The organism is Spiroplasma endosymbiont of Monopis laevigella (genome assembly GCF_964019975.1).
Lineage (GTDB): Bacteria > Bacillota_I > Bacilli_A > Mycoplasmatales > VBWQ01 > Spiroplasma_E > Spiroplasma_E ixodetis_A.
Window position 1 is genome coordinate 375,389 of the sequence record NZ_OZ026473.1, and the last position, 26,489, is coordinate 401,877.

At 24.0% G+C, this 26,489-nt stretch carries 24 protein-coding genes and 2 pseudogenes; 13 read left to right on the forward strand and 13 right to left on the reverse strand.

The window, feature by feature from the left end; translation table 4 throughout:
- Window positions 1-35: 35 nt before the first annotated feature.
- Window positions 36-1,153, reverse strand: a protein-coding gene (locus AACK94_RS02230) for an IS3 family transposase (RefSeq protein ID WP_422397395.1) whose coding sequence is annotated in 2 segments (ribosomal slippage) — window positions 36-883 and window positions 883-1,153 — 1,119 coding nt in all. Because the reading frame shifts where the segments join, the coding sequence is not laid out codon by codon here.
- Between the two features lie 130 nt (window positions 1,154-1,283).
- Between AACK94_RS02230 and AACK94_RS02235 the strand changes: the two genes are divergently transcribed.
- On the forward strand, window positions 1,284-2,522 hold the full coding sequence (locus tag AACK94_RS02235) for an IS256 family transposase (protein ID WP_338976313.1): 1,239 nt from the start codon (window positions 1,284-1,286) through the stop codon (window positions 2,520-2,522).
- Between the two features lie 215 nt (window positions 2,523-2,737).
- Entirely contained in the window at window positions 2,738-3,010 is a 273-nt protein-coding gene (locus AACK94_RS02240) for a hypothetical protein (RefSeq protein WP_174480642.1), read from the forward strand.
- Between the two features lie 111 nt (window positions 3,011-3,121).
- On the opposite strand, the gene AACK94_RS02245 is transcribed toward AACK94_RS02240, so the two are convergent.
- Window positions 3,122-3,508 carry an ATP-binding cassette domain-containing protein gene (locus AACK94_RS02245; RefSeq protein WP_338976018.1) on the reverse strand — a complete coding sequence of 129 codons (387 nt, stop codon included), beginning with the start codon at window positions 3,506-3,508 and terminating at the stop codon, window positions 3,122-3,124.
- Between the two features lie 248 nt (window positions 3,509-3,756).
- Here AACK94_RS02245 and AACK94_RS02250 point away from each other — a divergent pair, with 248 nt between their 5' ends.
- Complete coding sequence (locus AACK94_RS02250; protein WP_338976314.1) at window positions 3,757-4,995, forward strand: IS256 family transposase; 1,239 nt, start codon at window positions 3,757-3,759, stop codon at window positions 4,993-4,995.
- On the opposite strand, the gene AACK94_RS02255 is transcribed toward AACK94_RS02250, so the two are convergent.
- From AACK94_RS02255 to AACK94_RS02280, 6 genes and pseudogenes are all read right to left on the reverse strand, one after another.
- Window positions 4,992-5,606 carry an ATP-binding cassette domain-containing protein gene (locus AACK94_RS02255; RefSeq protein WP_338976019.1) on the reverse strand — a complete coding sequence of 205 codons (615 nt, stop codon included), beginning with the start codon at window positions 5,604-5,606 and terminating at the stop codon, window positions 4,992-4,994. The genes AACK94_RS02250 and AACK94_RS02255 overlap by 4 nt on opposite strands.
- Before the next feature lie 8 nt (window positions 5,607-5,614).
- Entirely contained in the window at window positions 5,615-6,040 is a 426-nt protein-coding gene (locus AACK94_RS02260) for an ATP-binding cassette domain-containing protein (RefSeq protein WP_338976021.1), read from the reverse strand.
- A gap of 134 nt (window positions 6,041-6,174) precedes the next feature.
- Complete coding sequence (locus tag AACK94_RS02265; RefSeq protein WP_338976023.1) at window positions 6,175-6,708, reverse strand: hypothetical protein; 534 nt, start codon at window positions 6,706-6,708, stop codon at window positions 6,175-6,177.
- 148 nt (window positions 6,709-6,856) lie between these two features.
- A pseudogene (locus AACK94_RS02270) lies at window positions 6,857-7,970 on the reverse strand (IS3 family transposase).
- A 22-nt stretch (window positions 7,971-7,992) separates the two neighbouring features.
- Entirely contained in the window at window positions 7,993-8,700 is a 708-nt protein-coding gene (locus tag AACK94_RS02275) for a rolling circle replication-associated protein (RefSeq protein WP_422397403.1), read from the reverse strand.
- A complete protein-coding gene (locus AACK94_RS02280) occupies window positions 8,646-8,981 on the reverse strand; it encodes a hypothetical protein (RefSeq protein ID WP_338976026.1) in 336 nt (111 codons plus the stop codon). The genes AACK94_RS02275 and AACK94_RS02280 overlap by 55 nt, the downstream gene beginning before the upstream one ends.
- 1,061 nt (window positions 8,982-10,042) lie before the next feature.
- Here AACK94_RS02280 and polA point away from each other — a divergent pair.
- The 9 genes and pseudogenes from polA to AACK94_RS02325 all read left to right on the forward strand — a co-directional run.
- Complete coding sequence (gene polA / locus AACK94_RS02285) at window positions 10,043-12,667, forward strand: DNA polymerase I (protein WP_338976028.1); 2,625 nt, start codon at window positions 10,043-10,045, stop codon at window positions 12,665-12,667.
- Window positions 12,668-12,734: 67 nt separating this feature from the next.
- The gene (gene mutM, locus AACK94_RS02290; protein WP_338976030.1) at window positions 12,735-13,565 is read left to right on the forward strand and encodes a DNA-formamidopyrimidine glycosylase; all 831 of its coding nucleotides are present in this window, start codon (window positions 12,735-12,737) and stop codon (window positions 13,563-13,565) included.
- A 173-nt stretch (window positions 13,566-13,738) separates the two neighbouring features.
- Window positions 13,739-14,860 (forward strand): DnaD domain protein, encoded by a 1,122-nt coding sequence (locus AACK94_RS02295; protein WP_338976031.1) that lies wholly within the window; start codon window positions 13,739-13,741, stop codon window positions 14,858-14,860.
- A 45-nt stretch (window positions 14,861-14,905) separates the two neighbouring features.
- Complete coding sequence (locus AACK94_RS02300; protein ID WP_281748610.1) at window positions 14,906-15,835, forward strand: ATP-binding protein; 930 nt, start codon at window positions 14,906-14,908, stop codon at window positions 15,833-15,835.
- 190 nt (window positions 15,836-16,025) lie between these two features.
- The gene (gene gap / locus AACK94_RS02305; protein ID WP_338976033.1) at window positions 16,026-17,033 is read left to right on the forward strand and encodes a type I glyceraldehyde-3-phosphate dehydrogenase; all 1,008 of its coding nucleotides are present in this window, start codon (window positions 16,026-16,028) and stop codon (window positions 17,031-17,033) included.
- Between the two features lie 126 nt (window positions 17,034-17,159).
- On the forward strand, window positions 17,160-18,350 hold the full coding sequence (locus AACK94_RS02310; RefSeq protein ID WP_338976035.1) for a phosphoglycerate kinase: 1,191 nt from the start codon (window positions 17,160-17,162) through the stop codon (window positions 18,348-18,350).
- Window positions 18,351-19,376: 1,026 nt separating this feature from the next.
- Window positions 19,377-19,505, forward strand: coding sequence for a hypothetical protein (locus AACK94_RS02315; RefSeq protein WP_338976036.1), 129 nt, complete (start codon window positions 19,377-19,379; stop codon window positions 19,503-19,505).
- Between the two features lie 368 nt (window positions 19,506-19,873).
- Window positions 19,874-20,251 (forward strand): hypothetical protein, encoded by a 378-nt coding sequence (locus tag AACK94_RS02320; RefSeq protein ID WP_338976037.1) that lies wholly within the window; start codon window positions 19,874-19,876, stop codon window positions 20,249-20,251.
- A 166-nt stretch (window positions 20,252-20,417) separates the two neighbouring features.
- Window positions 20,418-20,759: pseudogene (locus AACK94_RS02325) on the forward strand (transposase); the annotation flags it as partial.
- 23 nt (window positions 20,760-20,782) lie between these two features.
- Here AACK94_RS02325 and AACK94_RS02330 read toward each other — a convergent pair.
- The 5 genes from AACK94_RS02330 to AACK94_RS02350 all read right to left on the reverse strand — a co-directional run bounded on the left by AACK94_RS02330 (window position 20,783) and on the right by AACK94_RS02350 (window position 25,453).
- Window positions 20,783-21,900, reverse strand: a protein-coding gene (locus AACK94_RS02330) for an IS3 family transposase (protein ID WP_338976041.1) whose coding sequence is annotated in 2 segments (ribosomal slippage) — window positions 20,783-21,630 and window positions 21,630-21,900 — 1,119 coding nt in all. Because the reading frame shifts where the segments join, the coding sequence is not laid out codon by codon here.
- Window positions 21,901-21,922: 22 nt separating this feature from the next.
- Window positions 21,923-22,153, reverse strand: a complete 231-nt coding sequence (locus tag AACK94_RS02335; protein WP_338976043.1) for a hypothetical protein — start codon at window positions 22,151-22,153, stop codon at window positions 21,923-21,925.
- Between the two features lie 161 nt (window positions 22,154-22,314).
- Entirely contained in the window at window positions 22,315-23,076 is a 762-nt protein-coding gene (locus AACK94_RS02340) for a hypothetical protein (RefSeq protein WP_338976044.1), read from the reverse strand.
- A gap of 13 nt (window positions 23,077-23,089) precedes the next feature.
- Window positions 23,090-23,944: a bifunctional 5,10-methylenetetrahydrofolate dehydrogenase/5,10-methenyltetrahydrofolate cyclohydrolase gene (locus AACK94_RS02345; RefSeq protein WP_338976046.1), complete on the reverse strand. Its 855-nt coding sequence runs from the start codon at window positions 23,942-23,944 to the stop codon at window positions 23,090-23,092.
- A gap of 21 nt (window positions 23,945-23,965) precedes the next feature.
- Window positions 23,966-25,453: a TrkH family potassium uptake protein gene (locus AACK94_RS02350; protein ID WP_338976048.1), complete on the reverse strand. Its 1,488-nt coding sequence runs from the start codon at window positions 25,451-25,453 to the stop codon at window positions 23,966-23,968.
- Window positions 25,454-25,619: 166 nt separating this feature from the next.
- Here AACK94_RS02350 and AACK94_RS02355 point away from each other — a divergent pair, with 166 nt between their 5' ends.
- A complete protein-coding gene (locus tag AACK94_RS02355) occupies window positions 25,620-26,456 on the forward strand; it encodes a TrkA family potassium uptake protein (RefSeq protein WP_338975034.1) in 837 nt (278 codons plus the stop codon).
- The last annotated feature ends 33 nt before the right edge of the window (window positions 26,457-26,489 follow it).

Below are 26,489 nucleotides of genomic sequence, written 5' to 3' on the forward strand. Positions count from 1 at the left end.
AATAACTATGTTTGGAATGGCAACCCTTTTTAGGACTATTTTTTGGTAGACATTTGTTTTTGATAACTAACTGGAGTTAGGTAGTTTAGAGTACTGTGAATTCTTATGTTGTTATATCAATTGATGTAATCAAATAATTCTAATTTTAATTGGATTAATGATGTAAAATTTTTATCATTAATAAATTCAATTTTGAAAGTTTTAAAAGTTGCTTCAGCAACAGCATTGTCATAAGGACATCCTTTTTTGCTTAAAGATCGAGTTATTTTGAAAGCTAATAAAAGTTTATCAATAGTTTTATTATTGAATTCATTACCGCGATCAGTATGAAATATTTCAATATCTTTTAAACAGTGATTTGATTGCATAAATGCTTGATATACTAATGATGCAGGTTTTTTAACTCCAACACTATGTCCAATAATTTCGCGGTTAAATAGGTCGATTAATAGGCAAATATAGTTTCATTTACCATTAACTTGAACATAAGTTAAATCACTAACAATAACTTCATTTTTAATTCTATTATTAAAGTTTCTATTAACAAGATTGGTTATTTGACTATCATTGACTTTATTATGATAATTTTTGAATGATAATTTAGTGTATTTTGATATTAAATTATGCTTATTCATAATTTCTTTAATTTTTCTGCGTGATAAATAAATTTCTTGGTTTGCTAGTATGACTTTTAATCTTCTAGTACCATAAACTTCTTTATTTTCTTTAAAAGCACTAATAACAGCTTGTTCATAAATATTATTTTGAATTTTATTTTTTTTCTTTAAATTAAAATAATATGTTGATTTAGAGAGTTTTAAAAAATGACACATTGTGCGAATTTTATATTTAGATTTATTATTTGCAATAATCTCTACTTTCTGCCTATTATTAGTGCTGCTTGCTTTAAAATATCAATTTCCATTCGTAACTGTTTTAATTCTTTATTTGCTTGAATTAATTGTTTTTCTAAATCTGAAAGATTATCTTTAGTTTTAAAACTACCTGAATTAGTAAATTGCTTAATTCAATTGTAAGTAGCTGCTCTTGTAACATTGTATTCTTTAACAAGGCAAGATACTGATTTGCCACTTTGATATAAAGCTACTATTTGTTTTTTAAATTCATCTGAATATGAGTTAATAGTGACCATAATTATAATTCCTTTCTTTTAACTAATTTGTTCACTTGTCTATGTAATTAGTGTCCAATAAAGTGTAACCCATCCATATTTAATTAATTCTAGTAAATATAATTAAATGACTAGAAAGAGTGAGTTACAGATGGCTAAAAAGCAAAATATTAATAATAATGATCCAATATCAAAAGCAGTAGATTTATTATTAGAAAATACTGAAGATTTAACAAAAGTTTTTAAAGAGGGAGGGTTGTATAAAGAATTAACAAAAAGATTAGTAGAAAAAATGTTGAATTCTGAGATGCAAAATTATTTAGGATATGAAAAAAATCAACATAGTACTACTGAAAATGCTCGTAATGGTACAAGTTCAAAAAAATTAATAACTCAACAAGGTAAAATTGAAATTGATGTACCAAGAGATCGCAATAGTAATTTTACTCCTGTAATAGTTCCTAAAAGGCAAAGAAGATTTGATGGTTTTGATCAACAAGTTCTTTCCTTGTATGCAAAAGGAATGACATTATCTGACATTAGAATGCAGTTGCAAGAGTTATATCATGGTGCTGATATTAGTGAAAGTGTTATTAGTCAAATTACTGATGATGTTATTGATGATGTTAAAGCATGACAAAATCGACCATTAGAAAGTATTTATCCTATTGTTTATTTTGATTGTATAGTAGTTAAAGTACGACAAGATAAACGGATTATTAACAAATCAGTTTATATAGCATTAGGAGTTGATTTAGAAGGCAAAAAAGATGTTTTAGGATTATGAATTAGTGAAAATGAAGGTTCTAAGTTTTGATTATCTAATTTCACAGAAATGAAAAATCGTGGCTTAAATGATATTCTTATTGCTTGTAGTGATAATTTAACAGGCATGTCAGAAGCAATACAATCAGTTTATCCTAAAACAGAACATCAATTATGCATTGTTCATCAAATTAGAAATAGTTTAAAATATGTTTCATACAAACATCGAAAATGTCTAGTTGCAGATTTAAAACCAATTTATAGTGCATGTAGTGAAGAACAAGCAATGCAAGCTTTAGAATCGTTTGAAAGTAAATGAAATAAACAATATCCTCAAATTACTAAATCTTGATATAAAAATTGAGATAATTTAATGGTTTTTATTAGTTATCCAGTAGAAATCAAAAGAGTGATTTATACTACAAATGCTATTGAATCTGTTAATAGTCAATTACGAAAAATCATCAGAAATAAAAAAGTTTTTCCTAATGATATGGCAGTTTTCAAAATATTTTACTTGGCAATTGAAAATATAACAAAAAAATGAACATTGCCTATTCAAAATTGAAATACAGCAATTGCTCATTTTATGATAAAATTTGAAGACAGAATTAATCTAAATTAGTAACTTTGTAAAACAAAGATACACAGATTATTAAAAAGCCTCTAAAAAAATAATAGTTATCATAATAATAATTATTTTTAACTATAAAATATATGACTATATACTATACAATTTTAATTTTAATGCTATACTTAATTAAGTGCTTATTAATCTCATTATATCAGATATTATTATCAGATTTATCAATTAGGCGCAAGAAAGAAGAGGCATTGTTAATGGAAAACAATCAAACAATAGAAGCATTATTAGAAGAAATTAAAGTTTTAAAAGAAACAGTAATTACTATTAATGCAAGTTTAACAACACTTGTAAAAATCACAGAAGAACGTGAAAAACGTTTTGCTGAACGTGGAGCAAGAACACAAGGGGATAGAAATTCTTCTGATCGTGGAAACTTTAGACCACGTTCTGACCGTGGTGATTCTAGTTGAGGAAACAGTGGTGGATTTAGCAGACGAGACCGTGACGACCGTAATCGTAAAGGATAATTTAAACAAATAAAAAAAACTTATAACTAAGATTTAGTTATAAGTTTTTTTTATTTGTTTAAATGTATAAATTGTATAAATTAAATATTAAAAATAACTATTTTAATTTCACTAATTTGTTAATTTTTCAAAATCTAAAACCCCATCAACTCAACTATTATTAAAATTAGTATCATGAGTTGTCAATAATACAGTGCCTTCAAATTCTTGCAATGCTTTTAATAAAGACTCTTTAGCTAAAACATCAATATGATTAGTTGGCTCATCTAAAATTAATAAGTTATAAGGTTTTAATGCCAATGCTGCTAATCTAACCTTAGTTTGTTCACCACCAGAAAGTAAGTTCATTGGTTTCATTACTAAATTACTACGCAAACCAAAACTTGCTAAAATTCTTCTAATCTCAACATCATTTAATTTAATATCTAACTCTTTTAAATAATTAAATGGAGTAGTACTAGTCATTACTTCAGTTTGATGAAAATACGCTACTTGCATTCGATCATCTAAATTAATATTTCCAGCAAGTGCTGGAAATATTACCAGCTAACGTTTGCAAGAAAGTAGTTTTACCAATTCCATTATACCCTTTAACAACTCACTTACTACCAGTCTTAATAACAAAAGTAAGCGGCTTAATTAATGGTTTATGGGAAATGTTTAGTAATCTGTGTAACTTACAAAAATAACTATGTTTAATTAATTCTAGTAAATATAATTAAATGACTAGAAAGAGTGAGTTACAGATGGCTAAAAAAGATAACTTTAATAATAATGATCCAATATCAAAAGCAGTAGATTTATTACTAGAAAATACTGAAGATTTAACAACAGTTTTTAAACCTGGCGGTTTATATAAAGAATTAACAAAAAGATTAGTTGAAAAAATGTTGAATTCTGAAATGCAAAATTATTTAGGATATGAAAAAAATCAACATAGTACTACTGAAAATGCTCGTAATGGTACAAGTTCAAAAAAATTAATAACTCAACAAGGTAAAATTGAAATTGATGTACCAAGAGATCGCAATAGTAATTTTACTCCTGTAATAGTTCCTAAAAGGCAAAGAAGATTTGATGGTTTTGATCAACAAGTTCTTTCCTTGTATGCAAAAGGAATGACATTATCTGACATTAGAATGCAGTTGCAAGAGTTATATCATGGTGCTGATATTAGTGAAAGTGTTATTAGTCAAATTACTGATGATGTTATTGATGATGTTAAAGCATGACAAAATCGACCATTAGAAAGTATTTATCCTATTGTTTATTTTGATTGTATAGTAGTTAAAGTACGACAAGATAAACGGATTATTAACAAATCAGTTTATATAGCATTAGGAGTTGATTTAGAAGGCAAAAAAGATGTTTTAGGATTATGAATTAGTGAAAATGAAGGTTCTAAGTTTTGATTATCTAATTTCACAGAAATGAAAAATCGTGGCTTAAATGATATTCTTATTGCTTGTAGTGATAATTTAACAGGCATGTCAGAAGCAATACAATCAGTTTATCCTAAAACAGAACATCAATTATGCATTGTTCATCAAATTAGAAATAGTTTAAAATATGTTTCATACAAACATCGAAAATGTCTAGTTGCAGATTTAAAACCAATTTATAGTGCATGTAGTGAAGAACAAGCAATGCAAGCTTTAGAATCGTTTGAAAGTAAATGAAATAAACAATATCCTCAAATTACTAAATCTTGATATAAAAATTGAGATAATTTAATGGTTTTTATTAGTTATCCAGTAGAAATCAAAAGAGTGATTTATACTACAAATGCTATTGAATCTGTTAATAGTCAATTACGAAAAATCATCAGAAATAAAAAAGTTTTTCCTAATGATATGGCAGTTTTCAAAATATTTTACTTGGCAATTGAAAATATAACAAAAAAATGAACATTGCCTATTCAAAATTGAAATACAGCAATTGCTCATTTTATGATAAAATTTGAAGACAGAATTAATCTAAATTAGTAACTTTGTAAAACAAAGATACACAGATTATTAAAAAGCCTCGGTTTATGATAACCTATTTCAAGGTTTTTAGCTTGGACAGCAATTGAACTTGTTGTTTTATAATACTTAAAATAAAACTTTGGAGGAGACTGGATTTGCTGTTTTTCTAAAAAATTAATTTTGGATAATTGTTTTCTTCTTGATTCAGCACTTTTAGCAGTCGAAGCACGTGCTGCATTTTTACTAATATAAGTTTCTAATTTTTCAATTAATTTCTTTCGATTTGAATATGCTGATTCATATTGACGATGATGTAAACTTTTTTGTTCTAAAAAACTTTCAAAATTACCAACATAACGAGTAATCATATAATTATCAATATCAAAAATAATATTACATGTTGTATTAATAAAATTACGATCATGTGACACCAATAAAAATGCACTAGGGTAATTTTGTAAAAACTTAGCTAATCAATTAATTTGTTCAATATCCAAAAAATTAGTTGGTTCATCAAGTAATAAAAAATCATCTTCATTTAATAATAATTTTGCTAATAACACTTTTGCTCTTTGACCACCACTTAAACTACCTAAAGTTTGTTCTAAAAGTTGTAAATTAATACCCAATCCATCAACTAAACGACCAATTTTTTACTAATATTATCAAATCCTTGGTGTGTCAATTCATCTTGAATTTTCATTGCTTTCGTTAATAACTCTTCACTATAATTATTAGCCATTTCTGCATATAAGTTTTCCATTTGTTGTTCGCGTTCAAAAAGTTTTTGATAACTTTCACGCAAATATTGTAAAACTGTTAATTCTAAATTAACCTCTTGATGTTGATCCAAATACCCAATTTTAATTTTAGGATGAATATTTAAATTAATATGATCTGCAGATACTGTTCCATTAATAATATTTAATAATGTTGTTTTACCAACACCATTCATACCAATTAATGCCACATGTTCACCTTTATTAATTTGTAAAGTGGCGTTTTTATATAAAACTTTTCCACCATTAGCATGTGTTAAATTCTCAATTGTGACAATACTCATCTTATACCTCATTAATATTTTTTAATTACTTAGTAATAATAACATGAATATTAACCATAAAATAAGAGAAAAGAGAAAATAGTATTAATTTTATAGATTAAAATTTTATTATTTTCGACAAAATTGTTAACTTATTAAGTATATTGAAATAAACATTTTACTTTATTTCAAGTATTAGTTGAAATTGGAATATTATTAATACTCTTTGCATCAAATTTTTCTTGAGTTTGATGAGACAATTTTCTATTTTTAATTATATTAATATTTTGTTCAAAACTTGGTCTAATTTCATCAAAAGGTATGTTTTTTTGAGAACTTAAATAGTTTTTTAAAACTCTAGAATTGATATTATGAAAATCTATTTCTTTTAAGTCTTCCATTTCTAGTTTTTTTGCTTTTTTTGATTCTACTAGATTTCACATTTTTTTTAATAAAGGTTTAATTGCACATTCTTTTAGTAACTGAACACCTAATACTGCTACAATTGCTAAAACTATACATCAACCTATAGGCAGAGCAGTAAATGTTGCTATTCCCAAAGCTGCAGGAGTTCATCAACAAAGCGCCATTACAAGGGGAATTTTAAGAGCAAGAACAGAAATAATTCCTGAAACAACACCAAAAAGATAAGTTTCAAGGGCAAAAATAAAAAATTTTCCAAAACTCACCTACCTAATTTACCTAAAATATTTTTACTTTCTTTAATCTTTTCATCATTATTAATGATACCATTAATATTTTCTTTATTTTTAAAATCCAAAATAGATTTTTTTCTAATAACTACTTGATTATCTGGAATGGCAACCCTTTTTAGGACTATTTTTTGGTAGACATTTGTTTTTGATAACTAACTGAAGTTAGGTAGTTTAAAGTGCTGTGAATTCTTATGTTGTTATATCAATTGATGTAATCAAATAATTCTAATTTTAATTGGATTAATGATGTAAAATTTTTATCATTAATAAATTCAATTTTGAAAGTTTTAAAAGTTGCTTCAGCAACAGCATTGTCATAAGGACATCCTTTTTTGCTTAAAGATCGAGTTATGTTGAAAGCTAATAAAAGTTTATCAATAGTTTTATTATTGAATTCATTACCGCGATCAGTATGAAATATTTCAATATCTTTTAAACAGTGATTTGATTGCATAAATGCTTGATATACTAATGATGCATCTTTTTTAACTCCAACACTATGTCCAATAATTTCGCGGTTAAATAGGTCGATTAATAGGCAAATATAGTTTCATTTACCATTAACTTGAACATAAGTTAAATCACTAACAATAACTTCATTTTTAATTCTATTATTAAAGTTTCTATTAACAAGATTGGTTATTTGACTATCATTGACTTTATTATGATAATTTTTGAATGATAATTTAGTGTATTTTGATATTAAATTATGCTTATTCATAATTTCTTTAATTTTTCTGCGTGATAAATAAATTTCTTGGTTTGCTAGTATGACTTTTAATCTTCTAGTACCATAAACTTCTTTATTTTCTTTAAAAGCACTAATAACAGCTTGTTCATAAATATTATTTTGAATTTTTTTTTCTTTAAATTAAAATAATATGTTGATTTAGAGAGTTTTAAAAAATGACACATTGTGCGAATTTTATATTTAGATTTATTATTTGCAATAATCTCTACTTTCTGCCTATTATTAGTGCTGCTTGCTTTAAAATATCAATTTCCATTCGTAACTGTTTTAATTCTTTATTTGCTTGAATTAATTGTTTTTCTAAATCTGAAAGATTATCTTTAGTTTTAAAACTACCTGAATTAGTAAATTGCTTAATTCAATTGTAAGTAGCTGCTCTTGTAACATTGTATTCTTTAACAAGGCAAGATACTGATTTGCCACTTTGATATAAAGCTACTATTTGTTTTTTAAATTCATCTGAATATGAGTTAATAGTGACCATAATTATAATTCCTTTCTTTTAACTAATTTGTTCACTTGTCTATGTAATTAGTGTCCAATAAAGTGTAACCCATCCATTTTTTCTTAAAATCTATTTTTTCAACTTTATTACCAAAAACTTTATCTACCCAAGTCAAAACATCTTTATCTCTTTGAATTAAATAACCTATTTCACTAGTCCGTAAATAATGTTTATGCGATAAAGCGCTTAAATATACATAGCGTTCGTAATCTTCATACTCTTTAAAATAATCATTTACAACAATACTTTCAATAATACCACCAATCATAACAGTATTACCATTACTATCTCTTTGAGTTTTAAAATAAAAGACATTTGTAGCATTAAAACTTGCTTTAATTATATCTCCAATTGTTAATTTCTTAATACCACGAACCACAATAGGGTTTTTACAATTACGACTAAAAGCATAAGCCTTTACACCTACATCTGTTTGATTTAAAGACTTAACATCATCTATTGCTTTTGTAACATACTTTCCTAAATATTTAATAACAAATTCATTAGTACCTTTTTTAACTACCCTTAAATCATTAAAACCATGAGTTCATCATTCTGCTAACATACTTTTATGTATCTTTCTATTAAAAATTATATGAAAATGAATTGCTCCACGTTCTTGATATTCATAAACATAAAAATATTTTAATTCTCCTAAATGTGAAAAACGTTTAGGGTCATTTCATCACTTTTGTAATTTAATAAAAATAAACCAATATCTTTTTTTGCTTTTTTAACATCTTGCATATTATCTTTATAAGTTAAAGTAACAAAACTTAACATTTTACTATTATAAAAATTATGTAATGCTTTTTGAATTAAATTAGTTTTAGTACGAACAGTACTATTTCTCAATTTTTGCTTATTACCAACATAACATTTACCTTTTTTATTTCCAATATTAGTTAAAAATGAAATAGGTAATACTATATTTTTCACATAACAAGCATAAAAAACTTTTTTAATATAAAAATCTTGTTCAATATCCATATAAAATTCTGCAATTCTAGGTTTTTGAAAACCAATTTTATAGATTTTAATAACAAACAAATCTTATCATAAAAAATTATAAAAACAAACAATAAAAGAAAAACGTTACTTAATTTAATAAATATTAAATATCCGACATCATTATATATCTTTTTTATTTTTTTTAAATAATTTTTTACAAATTTTTATAACTAAAATTAAAACTATAAGTTTAACCACATATTTTTATTTTATTACTTTTATTAGTGTTTAAAAATTTCATAATATGTAAAAATTTTTACTAAAAATAAACACTCCATTAATGCACTAAGATTTTTTATAAAATTAAGATAAGTAGGGTAAAATTATTGCAATTTTTCCAAAAATATTTATCAAAAAAATCAAAAACTTATATAGAGTATGAATATATTTTTGAAAAAAAACTGAAAATATAAATTATTTCTAAAAATAATAACAAATTTCCTTGCAATTTAAATATTATTTGTTATTATTCTTATAAGGATTTAGATAGCCTAGGTCCTTTAAAATTAAGGTAATATGTCAAAACATTATTCAATTATAATATTTTTAAATATAAAAATTTAAAATTAATCTAAAACCCCTAATTTAAACTCTATAACCCCAATAACCTTAATTTTTATTTATAAATAACCCCCCCTTTTTTTATAAATGACATATACCTTAGCAATAATTCTTGTGTAGACAAGAGCTGAAAAGCTCTTGTTTTTTATATGCTCTTGTTTTTTATATATAAAAAAGAAAAAATGAATTTAAAAATTAAAAATTGAATGTTATAATAAAACTTAAGGATCTATTTATAAATATCCTTAATATTTAAATAATTAAGTTACAGAACTCTAATCACTATAAATATAATAATTCTCTTAAAATTAACCCTAAAACCTTATATTTATAATGTTTTCTACACAATTAAATCTGTAACTTAATTATTGTTCGATAGCAAGAAAAAAATCTTGTTTTTTTTATATGCTAATTTTTTAATTTTATATGAAGTTATACTTACTTATTGTTATAATAATTTTATGAAATTAGGTGAATAAATGAAAAAAGCATTAATTATTGATGGTAACAATTTATTATTTAAAGCATATTATGCTACTGCATACCAAGGAGTTAATCTACATTCGCTACAGGGTATTCCAACTAATGCCGTCTATGCTTTTATTAGAATGCTGACTAAGTACTTAAAATCTAACAACTATGCTAGTGTTTTTGTTGCATTTGATGCTGGTAGTAAAACATTTCGCCATGAAACTTTAGCAACATATAAAGGAAAAAGAAGTGAAACTCCGGTTGAGTTAATTGAACAATTTAATTTAGTTAAAATATTTTTAGACTTAGCACAAATTCCTTGGGGACAAATAAATAATTATGAAGCTGATGATATTATTGGCAGCATTGTTAAAAATAAAGTTGCTAGTAATTATCAAATTGATATTATGAGTAGTGATAAAGATTTATTACAACTATTAGATAACAATATTAAAATTCTTAATCCACAAAAAGGGATGAGTGATTTAAAGGTTATTACTATTTCTACATTTCAATCAGAATATGAATTATTACCTTATCAAGTTACCGATTTAAAGGGATTAATGGGTGATAGTTCTGATAATTTACCTGGCATTAAAGGAATTGGTCAAAAAACTGCTATTAGTTTATTAAAAGAATATGACACATTAGAAAATATTATTGAAAATGTAGAACAATTAAAACCAAATGTTAGTAAACTAATTAAACTTAACTTTAATAATGGTATTATTTGTAAACAACTAGCACAACTTAATTTAAATACACCAATTACTGGTAATTTAGAAACGTTTAATTATAATGTTGAAAATTTAAATAATGAAAAGTTACAAGACTTTTACAAACAATATAATATGAACTCTTTATTAACACAAGACACTAATCCTAAAACTAATAAAAATAGTACATCTCACGTTCAAATTATAAATAAGTGAAGTCAAGAATGAAATTGTGATTCAAATTACTTATGATTAGAAATTTTTGGTGATAATTATAATCGTGATAATATTATTGGTTTTGGTATTAAAAATAAAAAAGGAACATTTTATATTAATAAAATCAATGCAATTAATTGTTCTAATTTTCAACATTTCTTACAAAATAAAAAACTACAAAAAATAACTTGAGATTTAAAAAAGGTTATTATCGCAGGACTACGTTTAAAATTAATAATAAATAATATTATTTTTGACCATATGTTAGCTGCTTACCTTCTTTATGCTAATGAAAAAATATTACCAGAAAACATTGCTGTTATGCTCAATGTCAATGTTAAAGATAATTTAAGCGCTGATGATTTCTATGGCAAAGGTATTAAAAAAAATATTCCCAATGATGAAAAAGAAATAGCTATTTTTTTAGAAAAAAAATTAAATTTTTTAACAGATTCTCATCTCATTCTTATAAAAAAATTAAAAGATACTAATAACTGAAATTTATATCAAGAGATTGAACTACCTGCTGCTTTTGTATTAGTAAATATGGAGTGTAATGGTGTTAACATTGATCAAAAAAAATTAAAACTACTAACTGATAAAACTTTACTAAAAATCCAAGATTTAGAATTACAAATTAAAAAAGAAAGTAATAGTAATTTAAATCCAAATTCACCAAAACAAATTAGTGAATACTTATTTAAAGAATTAAAATTACCTAATTATAAAAAAGGTAGTACTGCTTTTGAAGTTTTAATTAGTTTAAAAAATCAACATCCAATCATCGATATTCTTTTAGAATATCGTAAATTACAAAAATTATATTCCACTTACTTACTTGGTTTACAAAAATATATTTTTGATGATGGTAAAATTCATAGCATTTATAATCAAGTGCAAACCAGTACTGGCAGGTTATCTTCATTAGATCCTAATATGCAAAATATTAGTATTCGCGATAAAGAGCAAAGAGAAGTTCGCAAAATCTTTATTCCAAGCAAACCACATACTAAAATACTATCCTGTGATTATTCGCAAATTGAATTAAGAATATTAGCTCATATTAGTGAAGATGAAAATTTAATTAAAGCTTTTCAGCAAAAGCATGATATTCATCGCGAAACTGCAAGTAAAATATTAAATATACCTTTAGCAGAAGTTACTAACGAACAAAGACAAAATGCAAAAGCTATTAATTTTGGAATTGTTTATGGCATTTCTAGTTTTGGTTTATCACAACAAATAGGAATTAAAGTTGAAGATGCTAAAATATTTATTAATAAATATTTTTCGGTTTTTCCAAAAATTAAAAGTTATATTAATAATATAATTGATTTTTGTGAAAAAAATGGATACGTTCAAACAATTTTTAATCGTAGAAGAGAAGTAATGGAAATTACAAATAAAAATAAGGTGATTCAAAATTTTGGTAAACGAATAGCAATGAACATGCCAATTCAAGGTAGTGCTGCTGATATTTTAAAATTAGCAATGAATAAAATTTATAAAGAAATAAAAAAACAAAATATTGATGCAATATTAATTGCACAAATTCATGATGAATTAATTTTTGAAGTTGAAGATAATAAAGTTAATGATGTTATTACTAAAATTACTAAAATTATGTCTAATGTTACTAAATTAAAAGTTCCCTTATTAATTAATACTAGTATTGGTGATAACTGATTTGAATTAAAATAAATTTTTAAAAATTTATTAATATTTAAAATAAATTAGTTTATTATATTTTATTGGAAGGAAAATAAAAATGCCAGAATTACCCGAAGTTGAAACTGTTCGCAAAACTTTACAACCACTTTTAACTAATCATAAAATTATTGGTGTTAGAATTCTTTTAAATAAAATTATCAAAACACCAAGTATTGAACAATTCACAAAACAAATTATTGGACAAACAATAAATGATGTTCAAAGAGTTGGTAAATTATTAATATTTATATTAGATGATTATGTATTATTAAGTCATTTACGAATGGAAGGAAAATATTATTTTCAACAAAATAATCAATCAATAAATTGAAAACATGTCTTATTAATATTAGAATTAGACAATAAATACGAATTAAGATATCATGACACAAGACAGTTTGGAACCTTTCATTTACAAACTAAAAATGAATATCAAAAAATAAAACCTTATATTAATATTGGTCCAGAACCTTTTAATAAAAATGTTACTACTGAATATTTAAAAAATAAATGAAAAAATAAAAGTCAAAGTATTAAAGCAACATTATTAGAACAAAATGTTATGAGTGGTTTAGGAAATATTTATGCAGATGAAGTATTATTTTATGCTAGTATCCATCCGCAAAGTATTACTAAAAACTTAACACTTAAACAATTACAAGAAATCATTAATAAAGCAAAATTTGTGCTTAATAAATCAATAAAACTTGGCGGATCAACAATTAGTAGTTATACTTCAAGCCTTGGTGTAACAGGTTACTATCAACAAGAATTACAAGTTCATACTAGAGCAAAAATGCCTTGTTTTAAATGCCATACTATTATCAAAAAAATAAAAATAAACCTTCGCGGAACTTACTTTTGTAATCACTGTCAAATTAAATATTAACTGTGGAAAACTCAAAAGTATATATTAATAAAGAATATTTTTAATAAAAAAAAGTGGAATAAATGTGGATAAGTATGTGTTTTAATCATTTCACTTTATTTATATTCTTTATGTGCATATAATTATCATACCATGAAAGAAATGGATAGTAAAAAGAAAGTTAGGGAATGAATATGAACAGAACAATAAATGATATTGATATTTTTAAGTTGAACCAATCAGAATATATTAGTAACGAAGATTACCAAATTTTATTTATGTTATATCAACCAATAATTGGTATTGAAGCAATAAATTTATATTTAACTTTAGTTCAAGAAAAGTTATTAACAAAACGTATTAATCTTGATTTCAATCACGGACGAATTAAATCTTTATTAAAAATAACTTCCGCTCAATTACTTGTTGCTTTCCAACAACTTGAATCTGTTAACATTATTAATACTTACTACTATTCTTTAAAATCTACTTACATTTATCAATTGTGTTCTCCCTTATCTGCTGATGATTTTTTTGCTAATACCCATTTAAACTCAGAACTACTTAAACAATTAGGAACTTTAAATTACGAAAGACAAAAATTTTATTTTTTGAAAAATGATATTGAAATTACAGAAAATTATGTTAATATTACTCAACAGGAAAATACTATCCCTCAATCTTTAAAATTAAAAACAGCACTTAATAATATTTATGCTAAACAAGAACAAACATCAATCTCTAGACCAATTTATTCATTTCAAAATAAAAATCAAATTAACACTATGAAATTTAATTTAAATTCTAATGGTAATACAATTATATCTAAAGATAATTCTAATGTTATTAATACCACATTAAATTTAATGCAACAAAAATTACCTGAAGAATATTTAAAAAATTTAACTGGTAAAATACCAACTGATAAATTAAAAACAACATTAGAAATATTAACTAATAACTTTCAATTAAATAATGCTGTAATTAACTGCTTAATTGAATATGTTTGATTTAAAAATAATAAACGTTTAGAACCAAACTATATTATTAAAATTGCTGAAACCTTTCAAGAAAATCAAATTAATACTATTGATGATGCTTTATCTCATTTAAAACTTGCTTATGCTCGTAGCAAAAAAAATCCACAGCAACAATTTCAACAAGAATCATTATGATCTACTACAGAACAATCAACAACAAATAATTTCAATAAAAAATTAATTAAAAAATATAAGGTTGATAATATTAATAAAAAAGATATAACATTAACTCAAGAAGAAATAAAGAATATTTTAAAGGAATTTGATGCCCATTAATTTAATTATTAAAAGACACTATTATTAAGTAAGGAAATGATTATCATGAAACTTAAAGCGACAACTATCTTAAAAGAAAACATTAACAATGCTGAACTTCATGACTTTATTAAAAAAAACAACTTAACTAACAGCAAACTAGAACCATATGTTGAATTATTAAAAACTTATATTGATAGCTACAATTTATGTAAAAAACGAGAAAATCTTAGCAAATGTCTACAAAATGTTAAAGGATATCGTTATAAACTAGTAATGTTACCTAATCAAAAAATAAGTTTAGTACTAACGGATTGTCTTCATTCTATTAATAGATCTGTCCAACAACAAGTACATAATAATTTTTTAATTAAATACTATGATGATAAACTTTTATCACTTTCATGAAGTAAAAATTTTAATGCCTCAACTAATGCAAGAAAAGAAATCATCCAGTATTTACATCAATCTTTAAAACACAAAAGTTATCAAGGTTTATACTTATATGGTGACACAGGTAGTGGCAAAACTTTTATTTTTATCTTATTTGCAAATAAATTAATTCAAAAAAATCAAACTGTTTGTTTTATTGTATGACCTGAATTTGTTATGGACATTAAAAAAAGTTTTAAAAATGATACTGATACTAATCAGCAAATTGAACAATTAAAATCATGTGACTTATTATTTATTGATGATTTAGGCGGTGAAACCGTTAGCGCTTGAGAGCGTGATGAATTATTATTTAGTATTCTTAATGCACGAATTTTACCATTAAAAACTACATTTATTAATTCTAACTATAGCATTAGTGAACTATATCAACATTATTATTTAAAAAATAGTAAATCAGAAGAAATTAAAGTTAAACGCTTATTAGAACGTATTCAAACTTTAACTATACCAATTGAATTAACTGTTGAAGAATCACAAACTACAATTGAAAATAATAATATTGACAATATTAATAATGAAATAGAATATATACCAATATAAAATATAGTATTTTTCATAAAAAAATAAAATAATGAAAACTATAATTAAAATAAAGGAAATAATTTACTAATAAAATAAATGTTTTATAAATAAATCCATATTTTATGACAAATATTAACAATATTTGTTTATAATATACCTAGTCATTAATCAATATAAAAAACAAACACACAAAAGGAGTGACTTAATAATGGCAATTAAAATTGCAATTAATGGATTTGGGCGCATTGGCCGCCTTGCCTTCCGTCAATTATTTGACAAAAAAGAAATTGATATTGTTGCTATCAATGATTTAGGAAATGTAGAAGCCCTAGCATATCTATTACAATATGATTCAGCACATAGAACTTGAAAACACGGAAAAATCAAAGCAGACAAATCAAAAAATACTATTAATGTTGATGGTAAAATAATTAAAGTTTGTCAAGAAAAAGACCCAAAAGCATTACCATGAAAAGCCAATGCTGTTGATATCGTAATTGAAGCAACTGGACGTTTTACAACAAAAGAATTAGCACAAGCACATATTGATGCTGGAGCTAAAAAAGTTGTGATTTCAGCACCAGCTAAGGGAGACTTAAAAACTATTGTTTATAATGTTAACCATGATATTCTAAAAAGTACTGATAATATTATTTCTGGTGCTTCATGTACTACTAATTGTCTTGCTCCTGTTGTTCATGCTCTAGAATCAGAATTTGGAATTATTAAAGGATGAATGACAACAGTTCATGCTGCAACCAATGACCAACGTTTACTAGACTTAGAACATTCAGATTTCAGAAGAGGACGTAGTGCTATGTCTAATATTGTTCCTGCAGCTACAGGTGCTGCTGCAGCTATTGGTTTAGTTATCCCTTCTGTTAAAGGAAAACTAGATGGTTCAGCAATGCGTGTTCCAATCATTACTGGTTCAATTGTTGATTTAACAATTGAATTAAAGAAAAATGTTACTGTTGAACAAGTTAATGCAGCAATGAAAAAACATAGTAGCGAATCATTTGCTTATAATGAAGATCCAATTGTTTCAACTGATATTATTGGTTCAAGTTTTGGTTCAATTTTTGATGCAACATTAACAAAAGTTATTGAAGTTGAAGGCAAACAAATTGTTAAAGTTTTTGCTTGATATGATAATGAAATGTCATATGTATCACAATTAGTAAGAACAGTAATACACTTAGCAAAGCTAAAATAATTTTTAAATAGTTTAATTAAAATATTAAACTACAAAAATGCATCTTACCAATTACAAGATGCATTTTTATTAATCGTTTTAAAAATATATTAAAATTATAATATGAAAAAAGGAGATGAAAATTATATGAATAAAAAAACATTAAAGGATCTTGATTTTAAAAATAAAAAAGTTATTGTTCGTTTTGACTTCAATGTACCATTAGAAAATAATAAAATTACCGATGATACAAGAATAAAAGCAAGCATCGAAACTATTAAGTATTTACAAAATCAAGATGCAAAAATAATCATGTTATCACATCTTGGAAGAATTAAATCTGAAGCTGATAAAGCGAAGAATACTTTAGCGCCTGTTGCAAAAAGACTAAGTGAAATCTTAAAAGAAAATGTAATATTCATTAATGAAACTCGTGGTACAAATCTTGAAACAGCTATTAATAATCTTAAAAACAAAGAATTACTTTTAATAGAAAATACTCGTTTTGAAGATTTAAATGGTAATAAAGAATCTACTAATAATCCCGAATTAGGTAAAGATTGAGCACATTTAGGTGATGTATTTGTTAATGATGCTTTTGGTACTGCACACCGTGCTCATGCATCTAATGTTGGTATTGCTACTAATATCAAAAATAGTTGTGTTGGTTTATTAATTGAAAAAGAATTAACAATGCTTAATAAAATCACCGTTAATCCAGAACATCCTTTTATAGCAGTACTTGGTGGTGCTAAAGTATCAGATAAAATTGATGTTATCAAACAATTATTAACAAAAGCTGATAAAGTTCTTGTTGGTGGTGGTATGGCTTATACTTTTATGAAAGCATTGAATTATAAAATTGGTGATTCATTATTAGAAAAAGATAAAATTGATATTGCTAAAGAAATTATTGAATTAGGAAAAGAAAAATTAATACTACCTATTGACTTTGTAATTGCTCCGGAATTTAAGGACATCAAAGGTAAAATTACTACTAATGAAAATATTCATGATGGATATGAAGGAATGGATATTGGTCCAAAAACAATTAAATTATTTGAAAATACTTTAATTAATGCTAAAACTGTTTTTTGAAATGGACCATTAGGAGTTTTTGAAATGAGTAACTTTGTTAATGGAACAAAAAATATTTGTAAAACTATTTCACAATTAAAAGGTGCATTTACACTAATTGGCGGTGGTGATAGTGCAGCAGCAGCAGTTAAATTTGGATATGAAAATAAATTTAGCCACATTTCAACTGGTGGAGGTGCTTCATTAGAATATCTAGAAGGTAAGGATTTACCTGGTATTAATGCTATAGAAAATAAATAGTGAAAATATATGATTACTCAAGATCAAACAACAAGTGTTTTTATTCTTATTAGTTTATTTTTAATTGCGATGGTTTTAATATTTCAATTATTCCAATTTATTTTTTGATTAATTATTATTTTAAAAAGTAAAAAAAAATGATACTAAATTAAAACCTAGCTATCAACAATCATTATCCAATGAAAATATTAATTGTCAAATAGTTAAAAGTAAATTTACTTTTAAATATCTTAACTATAATTTTAAAAAAAATATTTTAAAATTAAAAAGTCGTGATTTTAATGAAACCACTACTTGAAATAAATATCAAACTTTAAGTAGTGTACTTGTTATTAAGTGAAAAAATAATTCTCAAAAATGAAGTAATTTAGCTCTACCAATTATTAATTTATTTTTTATAAATGGTGTTATTATTAATATTATTTGTGCTTTATTGTATTATATTCCAACTCAAAATAATAATATTAACAAGGAAATATTAGCAATTTTTAGTTTCCTTAGTTTACTTATTATTACTATAAGTTGATTATTTTGAACAATGTTTTATGAAAAATTTCGTAAGCAATTAATGACATTAAATACAGAATTAAATTATAATGAACAAAAAACTATTAAATATATTACCCTATTTAAATCTTGTTTTCCATTTTCTGATTTAATGTTTTAAATAAAATAATTTTATTTTATTTAAGTATCAATTTTTACCACAAGTGTAAATTTGATACTTTTTTTATTATTTTTAATTAAATTTAAACTTAAAATTTATTAATAATTGATGATTAAATAAATTTCTATTATCTAAAATACAAATTAAAAATAAACTTAGTGGTTAATACCTAGTTATAGCGATAAAACTATAATATATATTTAAATCTCATTTATAAAAGTATAGTAATCTTGCTTTAAATTATATACCATATTTATTATTATAAAAGTAAATATCTTAAGAAAAATAAAAAAATGTTAAAATAAATACATAATTTTAGATATATTTTTATTAATTATTATTTTGAAAGGGGTGTTAAAATGAAATATTTTAATCCAAGTTTTTTATTTAAATTATGAATATTAATTATTCCATTATTTCATAATGAAAAACAAAAAGTACAATCTATGCCAATAAAATCATTAAATAACCCAACAACCTTACAATAATCATTAACCAATTTACAACAACTACCAATTAATTTAAAACAAGCCGAAATTTTTAATCATAAACATCGTCATAAAAAAAGAAATATTAATAGTAACTTAAAAAATTCATCATTTTTAAATGGTACATGTACAAATGAAGGAACTACTTTCGTAAAATTAATTAAAGAAGACTTTTACTATGGTGTTGAAGAGCATTGAACTAATAATAAAGGAGTTGCTATATTACCTTATGTTTTAAAAGAAAATGAATATTATTATTTACTAGTTAAAGAAAATAATCCGTTATTTAAAAATAAACAAATTAGTGAATATAGCACTATTACTGGGGGAGTAGAAAAAAAGATCTTAACACAACAGTAATAAATGAAATGAAAGAAGAAACTAATATTAATGTTAATAATACAAAAGCAAAAATTTATTATTTAGGTAAACATTATTCAAACAAAATAAGTACCAAAGAATGACATTTGTATGGAATTGATTTAACAAATATGAATTTAGATTTAAATAAGCCCTACAAAGGTGGTGGAGATGGTTCTATTGCTGAAAAAACAATTACTGCCAAGTTTGTAAATAAAACTATTTTAGGCATTTGCAATGATGTTTTAAGTTTAGCTATTTATGGAAAATTAAATTTAGATAAAAAAATCGAATCAAATTTAAATATTGATCAAATTAATTCAATGGAATTAGGAGATTTTTCAAATCAATCTTTAACAAGTATAAATAACAACTCTTCATTATAAAAATAAGTTATTTATATTATTGATAGAATAAATTTACTTATAGAAAAAATTGAAAATTTTAAAATTAATTTTGGAAATGTTTAGTAATCTGTGTAACTTACAAAAATAACTATGTTTAATTAATTCTAGTAAATATAATTAAATGACTAGAAAGAGTGAGTTACAGATGGCTAAAAAAGATAACTTTAATAATAATGATCCAATATCAAAAGCAGTAGATTTATTACTAGAAAATACTGAAGATTTAACAACAGTTTTTAAACCAGGCGGTTTATATAAAGAATTAACAAAAAGATTAGTTGAAAAAATGTTGAATTCTGAAATGCAAAATTATTTAGGATATGAAAAAAATCAACATAGTACTACTGAAAATGCTCGTAATGGTACAAGTTCAAAAAAATTAATAACTCAACAAGGTAAAATTGAAATTGATGTACCAAGAGATCGCAATAGTAATTTTACTCCTGTAATAGTTCCTAAAAGGCAAAGAAGATTTGATGGTTTTGATTGGAATGGCAACCCTTTTTAGGACTATTTTTTGGTAGACATTTGTTTTTGATAACTAATTGGAGTTAGGTAGTTTAGAGTACTGTGAATTCTTATGTTGTTATATCAATTGATGTAATCAAATAATTCTAATTTTAATTGGATTAATGATGTAAAATTTTTATCATTAATAAATTCAATTTTGAAAGTTTTAAAAGTTGCTTCAGCAACAGCATTGTCATAATGACATCCTTTTTTGCTTAAAGATCGAGTTATGTTGAAAGCTAATAAAAGTTTATCAATAGTTTTATTATTGAATTCATTACCGCGATCAGTATGAAATATTTCAATATCTTTTAAACAGTGATTTGATTGCATAAATGCTTGATATACTAATGATGCATCTTTTTTAACTCCAACACTATGTCCAATAATTTCGCGGTTAAATAGGTCGATTAATAGGCAAATATAGTTTCATTTACCATTAACTTGAACATAAGTTAAATCACTAACAATAACTTCATTTTTAATTCTATTATTAAAGTTTCTATTAACAAGATTGGTTATTTGACTATCATTGACTTTATTATGATAATTTTTGAATGATAATTTAGTGTATTTTGATATTAAATTATGCTTATTCATAATTTCTTTAATTTTTCTGCGTGATAAATAAATTTCTTGGTTTGCTAGTATGACTTTTAATCTTCTAGTACCATAAACTTCTTTATTTTCTTTAAAAGCACTAATAACAGCTTGTTCATAAATATTATTTTGAATTTTATTTTTTTTCTTTAAATTAAAATAATATGTTGATTTAGAGAGTTTTAAAAAATGACACATTGTGCGAATTTTATATTTAGATTTATTATTTGCAATAATCTCTACTTTCTGCCTATTATTAGTGCTGCTTGCTTTAAAATATCAATTTCCATTCGTAACTGTTTTAATTCTTTATTTGCTTGAATTAATTGTTTTTCTAAATCTGAAAGATTATCTTTAGTTTTAAAACTACCTGAATTAGTAAATTGCTTAATTCAATTGTAAGTAGATGCTCTTGTAACATTGTATTCTTTAACAAGGCAAGATACTGATTTGCCACTTTGATATAAAGCTACTATTTGTTTTTTAAATTCATCTGAATATGAGTTAATAGTGACCATAATTATAATTCCTTTCTTTTAACTAATTTGTTCACTTGTCTATGTAATTAGTGTCCAATAAAGTGTAACCCATCCAAATATCTTGATCATTAGATTGTGTACAATCTGTAATAGATATATTTTTAGGTTTTCAATCTTTAATATTTTCTTTATTATAAATTATTTTAGCATTAATATTTTGAAGTTGATTATTAAAAAGTGGCGTGATTAATAATCATAATTTAAATCAATAATTTGGATTAAAATATTTCATATTTTTGTACTCCTTTTTAAATGTAAAAAAACTCATTTACTTTTAAAATAAAAGCAATGAGTTAAAACTTATAATTTAGTTTCTAATTATTTTTATAACAAATTTTATAATTTTTACATACAATATGATTTATTTTTGATTTAGTGCTTTAATGATTTATATTAATTTAAAAAGTTAAATATGATTGTAAATAAAAGTGCTAAAATTGAAATAAATATTGAAATAAATGATGATCAATTTCTTTTTCATCAATTAGAATTTTTATATTCATAACCTTTAGTAGTAATTTCAGTTTCAGTTTCAACATATTTTATTGTAATTTCATGGTTTCCTTTAAATAATAGTTCTTTTATTAAAGAGTCTGATGAATTTCTAAAAGTAAAACGTAATTTTTTATTTAAAGAAACTTCTTTATTTAAAGTGTCTTTATCTGTTCATCAATATCCAACATCGCTAAATTCTTCTCAATCTTTTTCAAAGGAAGAAATATTGAAATTATTTTTTTCTATTTTTGAAGTTCAAACTCTTACAACATAAATATTATTTTTTGATATTAAATTATTTTTTAAAAGAAATAAGTTTTGATTAAGTTTATTAATAAAATCATTAGTTTTTAAATTATATTCAGTGTTAATATTTATATATTTTTTACTTAAAATATAATCTCAAGCAAAATTATTCATTCCTTTTATTCAATCATCATATAATTTTTGTGTATTAACTTCTATTTTAAAAATAATAGTATTATTTTCATTATGTATTTGATAATCTGAATAATTTTCAGGTTTTAAAAAATGTAAAGGACTATCAAAATAAACACTATTTGTTGAAATAGTTTCTTTTAAAAACTTAAATTTTAATAATTCTAAATTATTTTTTTCAATATTATTTAATCTTTTTTTAATCCAATTTTTCTTTAACATTTAATTTTCCAATTTAATTATATTTATTATTTAATTGATAGCAAATCATTAAATTTTCTAATAACATGGCAATAGTCATTGGTCCAACACCACCAGGCACAGAAGTAATTGCTGAAGCGGTATTTTTCATTATTTCAAAATTAATATCACCAACAACTTTTTTTTCTTTACCTTGATAATTAATTGCTACATCAATAATAACAACATCACGTTTAACTTGACTACTATTAATAATATTATAGACACCAGTAGCACTACAAATGATATCAGCTTCTTTAGTATAAATAGTTAAGTCTTTGGTTAATTTATGAACAATGCTAACAGTTGCTCCCATATTAGTTAATGATAAAGCCAATGGTTTACCAACAATATTACTATCGTTAATGATAGTAATATTTTGTTTAGAAATGGGAATTTGATAGTGATTTAGTAATTTTAAAATACCTTTTACTGTACAAGGCAACATTGCTTTTTTATCACCTTGTAATAATCTTCCGGCATTAATATTTGTTAAACCATCAACATCTTTATTAATAGTAATGCTATTAATAATTTCTAATGTATCTAAATGTTTTGGTAGTGGTAATTGTACTAAAATTCCATCAATATTATTGTCACTATTTAATTGTTCAATTTTATTAATTATTTCTTTTTGTGTTACTGTTGTTGTTAGTGAAAATACTTGTCCATCAATACCACATTCTTGACATGCTTTAATTTTAGTTCGTACGTACATTTGTGATGCTAAATCTTCACCAATAATTATTACTGCTAGTTTAGGTTTGCGATTAGTAATAGTTATTACTTGTGATTTAATTTTTGCTTTAATTTGCTGGGCAATTATTTTACCATCTAAAATTTTTATCATATGTGTTCACCGTTTCTTAATTTATCCAATTAATACGTTTTCTTCAACTCTACTTATCGTTGGTTTTGATTTACGATCACTTCAAGCAAGAACAGTAGTTGATACTCCTAATTGTCCCACAAACATGACAAAAATTAAACTAAGTTGACTAAAAATACCTAATTTGGAATTATCAAATAATGAAAGTCCTGTTGTTCCAAAAGCACTTGAAACATCAAAAATTACTTGTGCAAAGGTCATATCAGAATTATCTGTTAAAAAAACATTTTCAATTGTGATAATCATTACTGATACAAAAACTAAAATAAAACCAAGTGTACCGACTATAAATGACATACGAACAGTTTGATTAGGAATTTTACGCTTGAATACAAAAACATCATTACGGCCACGTGCAATATTAAAAATTGTTAAAAGAATAATTGCTAAAGTTGTCGTTCTAATTCCTCCGGCAGTACTTGCTGGTGAAGAACCAATTCACATCATTAATGATTGGATCATTTGTGAGGCAAGGTGAAATTTATTTAAGTCAACTGTATAGTATCCAGCATTTCTTGTTGACATTGTATTAAAAAAAACAGCCATAATTGCATCAGATGTCGATAAATTTTTAAAAATGGGCTCTTGCCTTGACGGAGTTATGACATTACGTGAAAAATATTCAATAAACATAACACTACTAACACCCAATATCGCAACTAAAAAATATGTTATTAATGTTAGTTTAGTGAATAAACTAAATCTAAATTTTTTACCATGAGTTTTACTTTTAATTCAATGATATAAATCATAATAAACAGGAAAACCAATACCACCAATTACAAATTCAATAATAAAAATTCACTGCACAAAATAATCACTCTGAAAAGGTTCTAATGAAGTTATACCAACTATATCAAATCCAGCATTATTAACAGCAGAAATTGAGTGGAAAATTCCCGATCATAATGCTAATAGTATGTGATTATAGTAACCTGTATTATTGTTTAGACCATATTCTATTCCTGAGATAGGCACAAAATAAAAATATAAAAATAAAACAATTGCTCCTAAAAATTCAGTAATTGTCATAACAATAATACCAATTTTTAATACATCAATAGTCGTTCCTAATTTATTAGAACCACGTTCACCTTGCATTAGTAATCTTTCTCTTAAACTGGTATGTCGATTAAATACAAATAAGGATAATATTGCTAGTTTAACTGTAATTAAACCAATACCACCAAATTTAATTAAAATTAAAATAATAAATTGACCAAAGAAAGTAAAATCATTAGCAGTACTTTTTACTGTTAAACCAGTGTCAGAAAACGCACTACTAGCAGTAAAAAGGGCAGGCAAAAAGTTTCATTGTCCTTTTGTTGTGGCAATTGGTGTCATTAAAAGTATTGTTCCAACTAATAAAGTGAAAAAATATAAATTAAACATTTGTCGGGGACGGGTTTTACCAACAAAAATAATTTTAAAAATATTTTTTACACTACGATAATTAACCTTAGATAGCATCAAAAAACTCCTAAAATAACATTTTCTTTTATTATTATACTATACTATAGTCATTTCTATTAAATATTAGTTTTAAATGTAAAATACCAATATTTTAAGAATTAGTTTATAATTTAGTATAATATAACATATTTAAGTAAATATTATTTAAGGAAGAAGGATATAGATGTCTTCATCAGAAAATGATTTTTGTGTCATTGGTTTAGGTAAATTCGGAATTTCAGTTGTTAAAACTTTAGAAGAATTAGGTAAAGTTACATTAGCTATTGATAAAAGAGAAGACCGTTGTCAATTAGTTTCATCAATAGCTTCTGAAACTTTAATTTTAGATTCGACTAATCGTGATGCATTAAATGATGCTGGAATTCATAAAGTGCAAAATATTATTATTGCTATTGGTTCTGATTTAGCAGCTTCAATTGTTACTGCTGTTCATGTTTTAGCAATTCATCGTGAACACAATACATTATCATCACTTAATCTTATTGCTAAAGCTGTTGATAGTACTCACCAACTAATTTTAGAAGCAATTGGTATTACTAATATTATTTTATCTGAAACAGAAGCCGGTAAGAAAGCTGCATATCGTGCTATTTGAAAATTAGGAATAGATTTAACTACAGTTGATGAAAAGTACTCAATAGCTAATGTAATTGTTAAAAATACTAAGTTTACAAATAAAAAACTAGAAACTTTAAAAATTCCTAGCAATTATAAAATTAACTTAGTTGCAATTAAACGTCACGGTAAAGTTATTATTCCTAGTAGAAATGAAATATTAATGTTAAATGATGAACTATTATTTATTAGTTCTAATGAAAATATTAATTCTGTTTGTAATGATTTTTCAATTGGTGATACTAATAAAATATTTGAGCCTACTATTATTAAAACGGTAAAGAAAAAGCGTTCATTTTGAAATTGATTCAGAAGAAATAAGAAAAAGAAAAAACATAAAAAATTAAAGAAAAAGGAAGTTAAGAAAGAAAAAAAACACTACTAAAAAAACAAAATTAATTATAAGAAAATTGTTTTT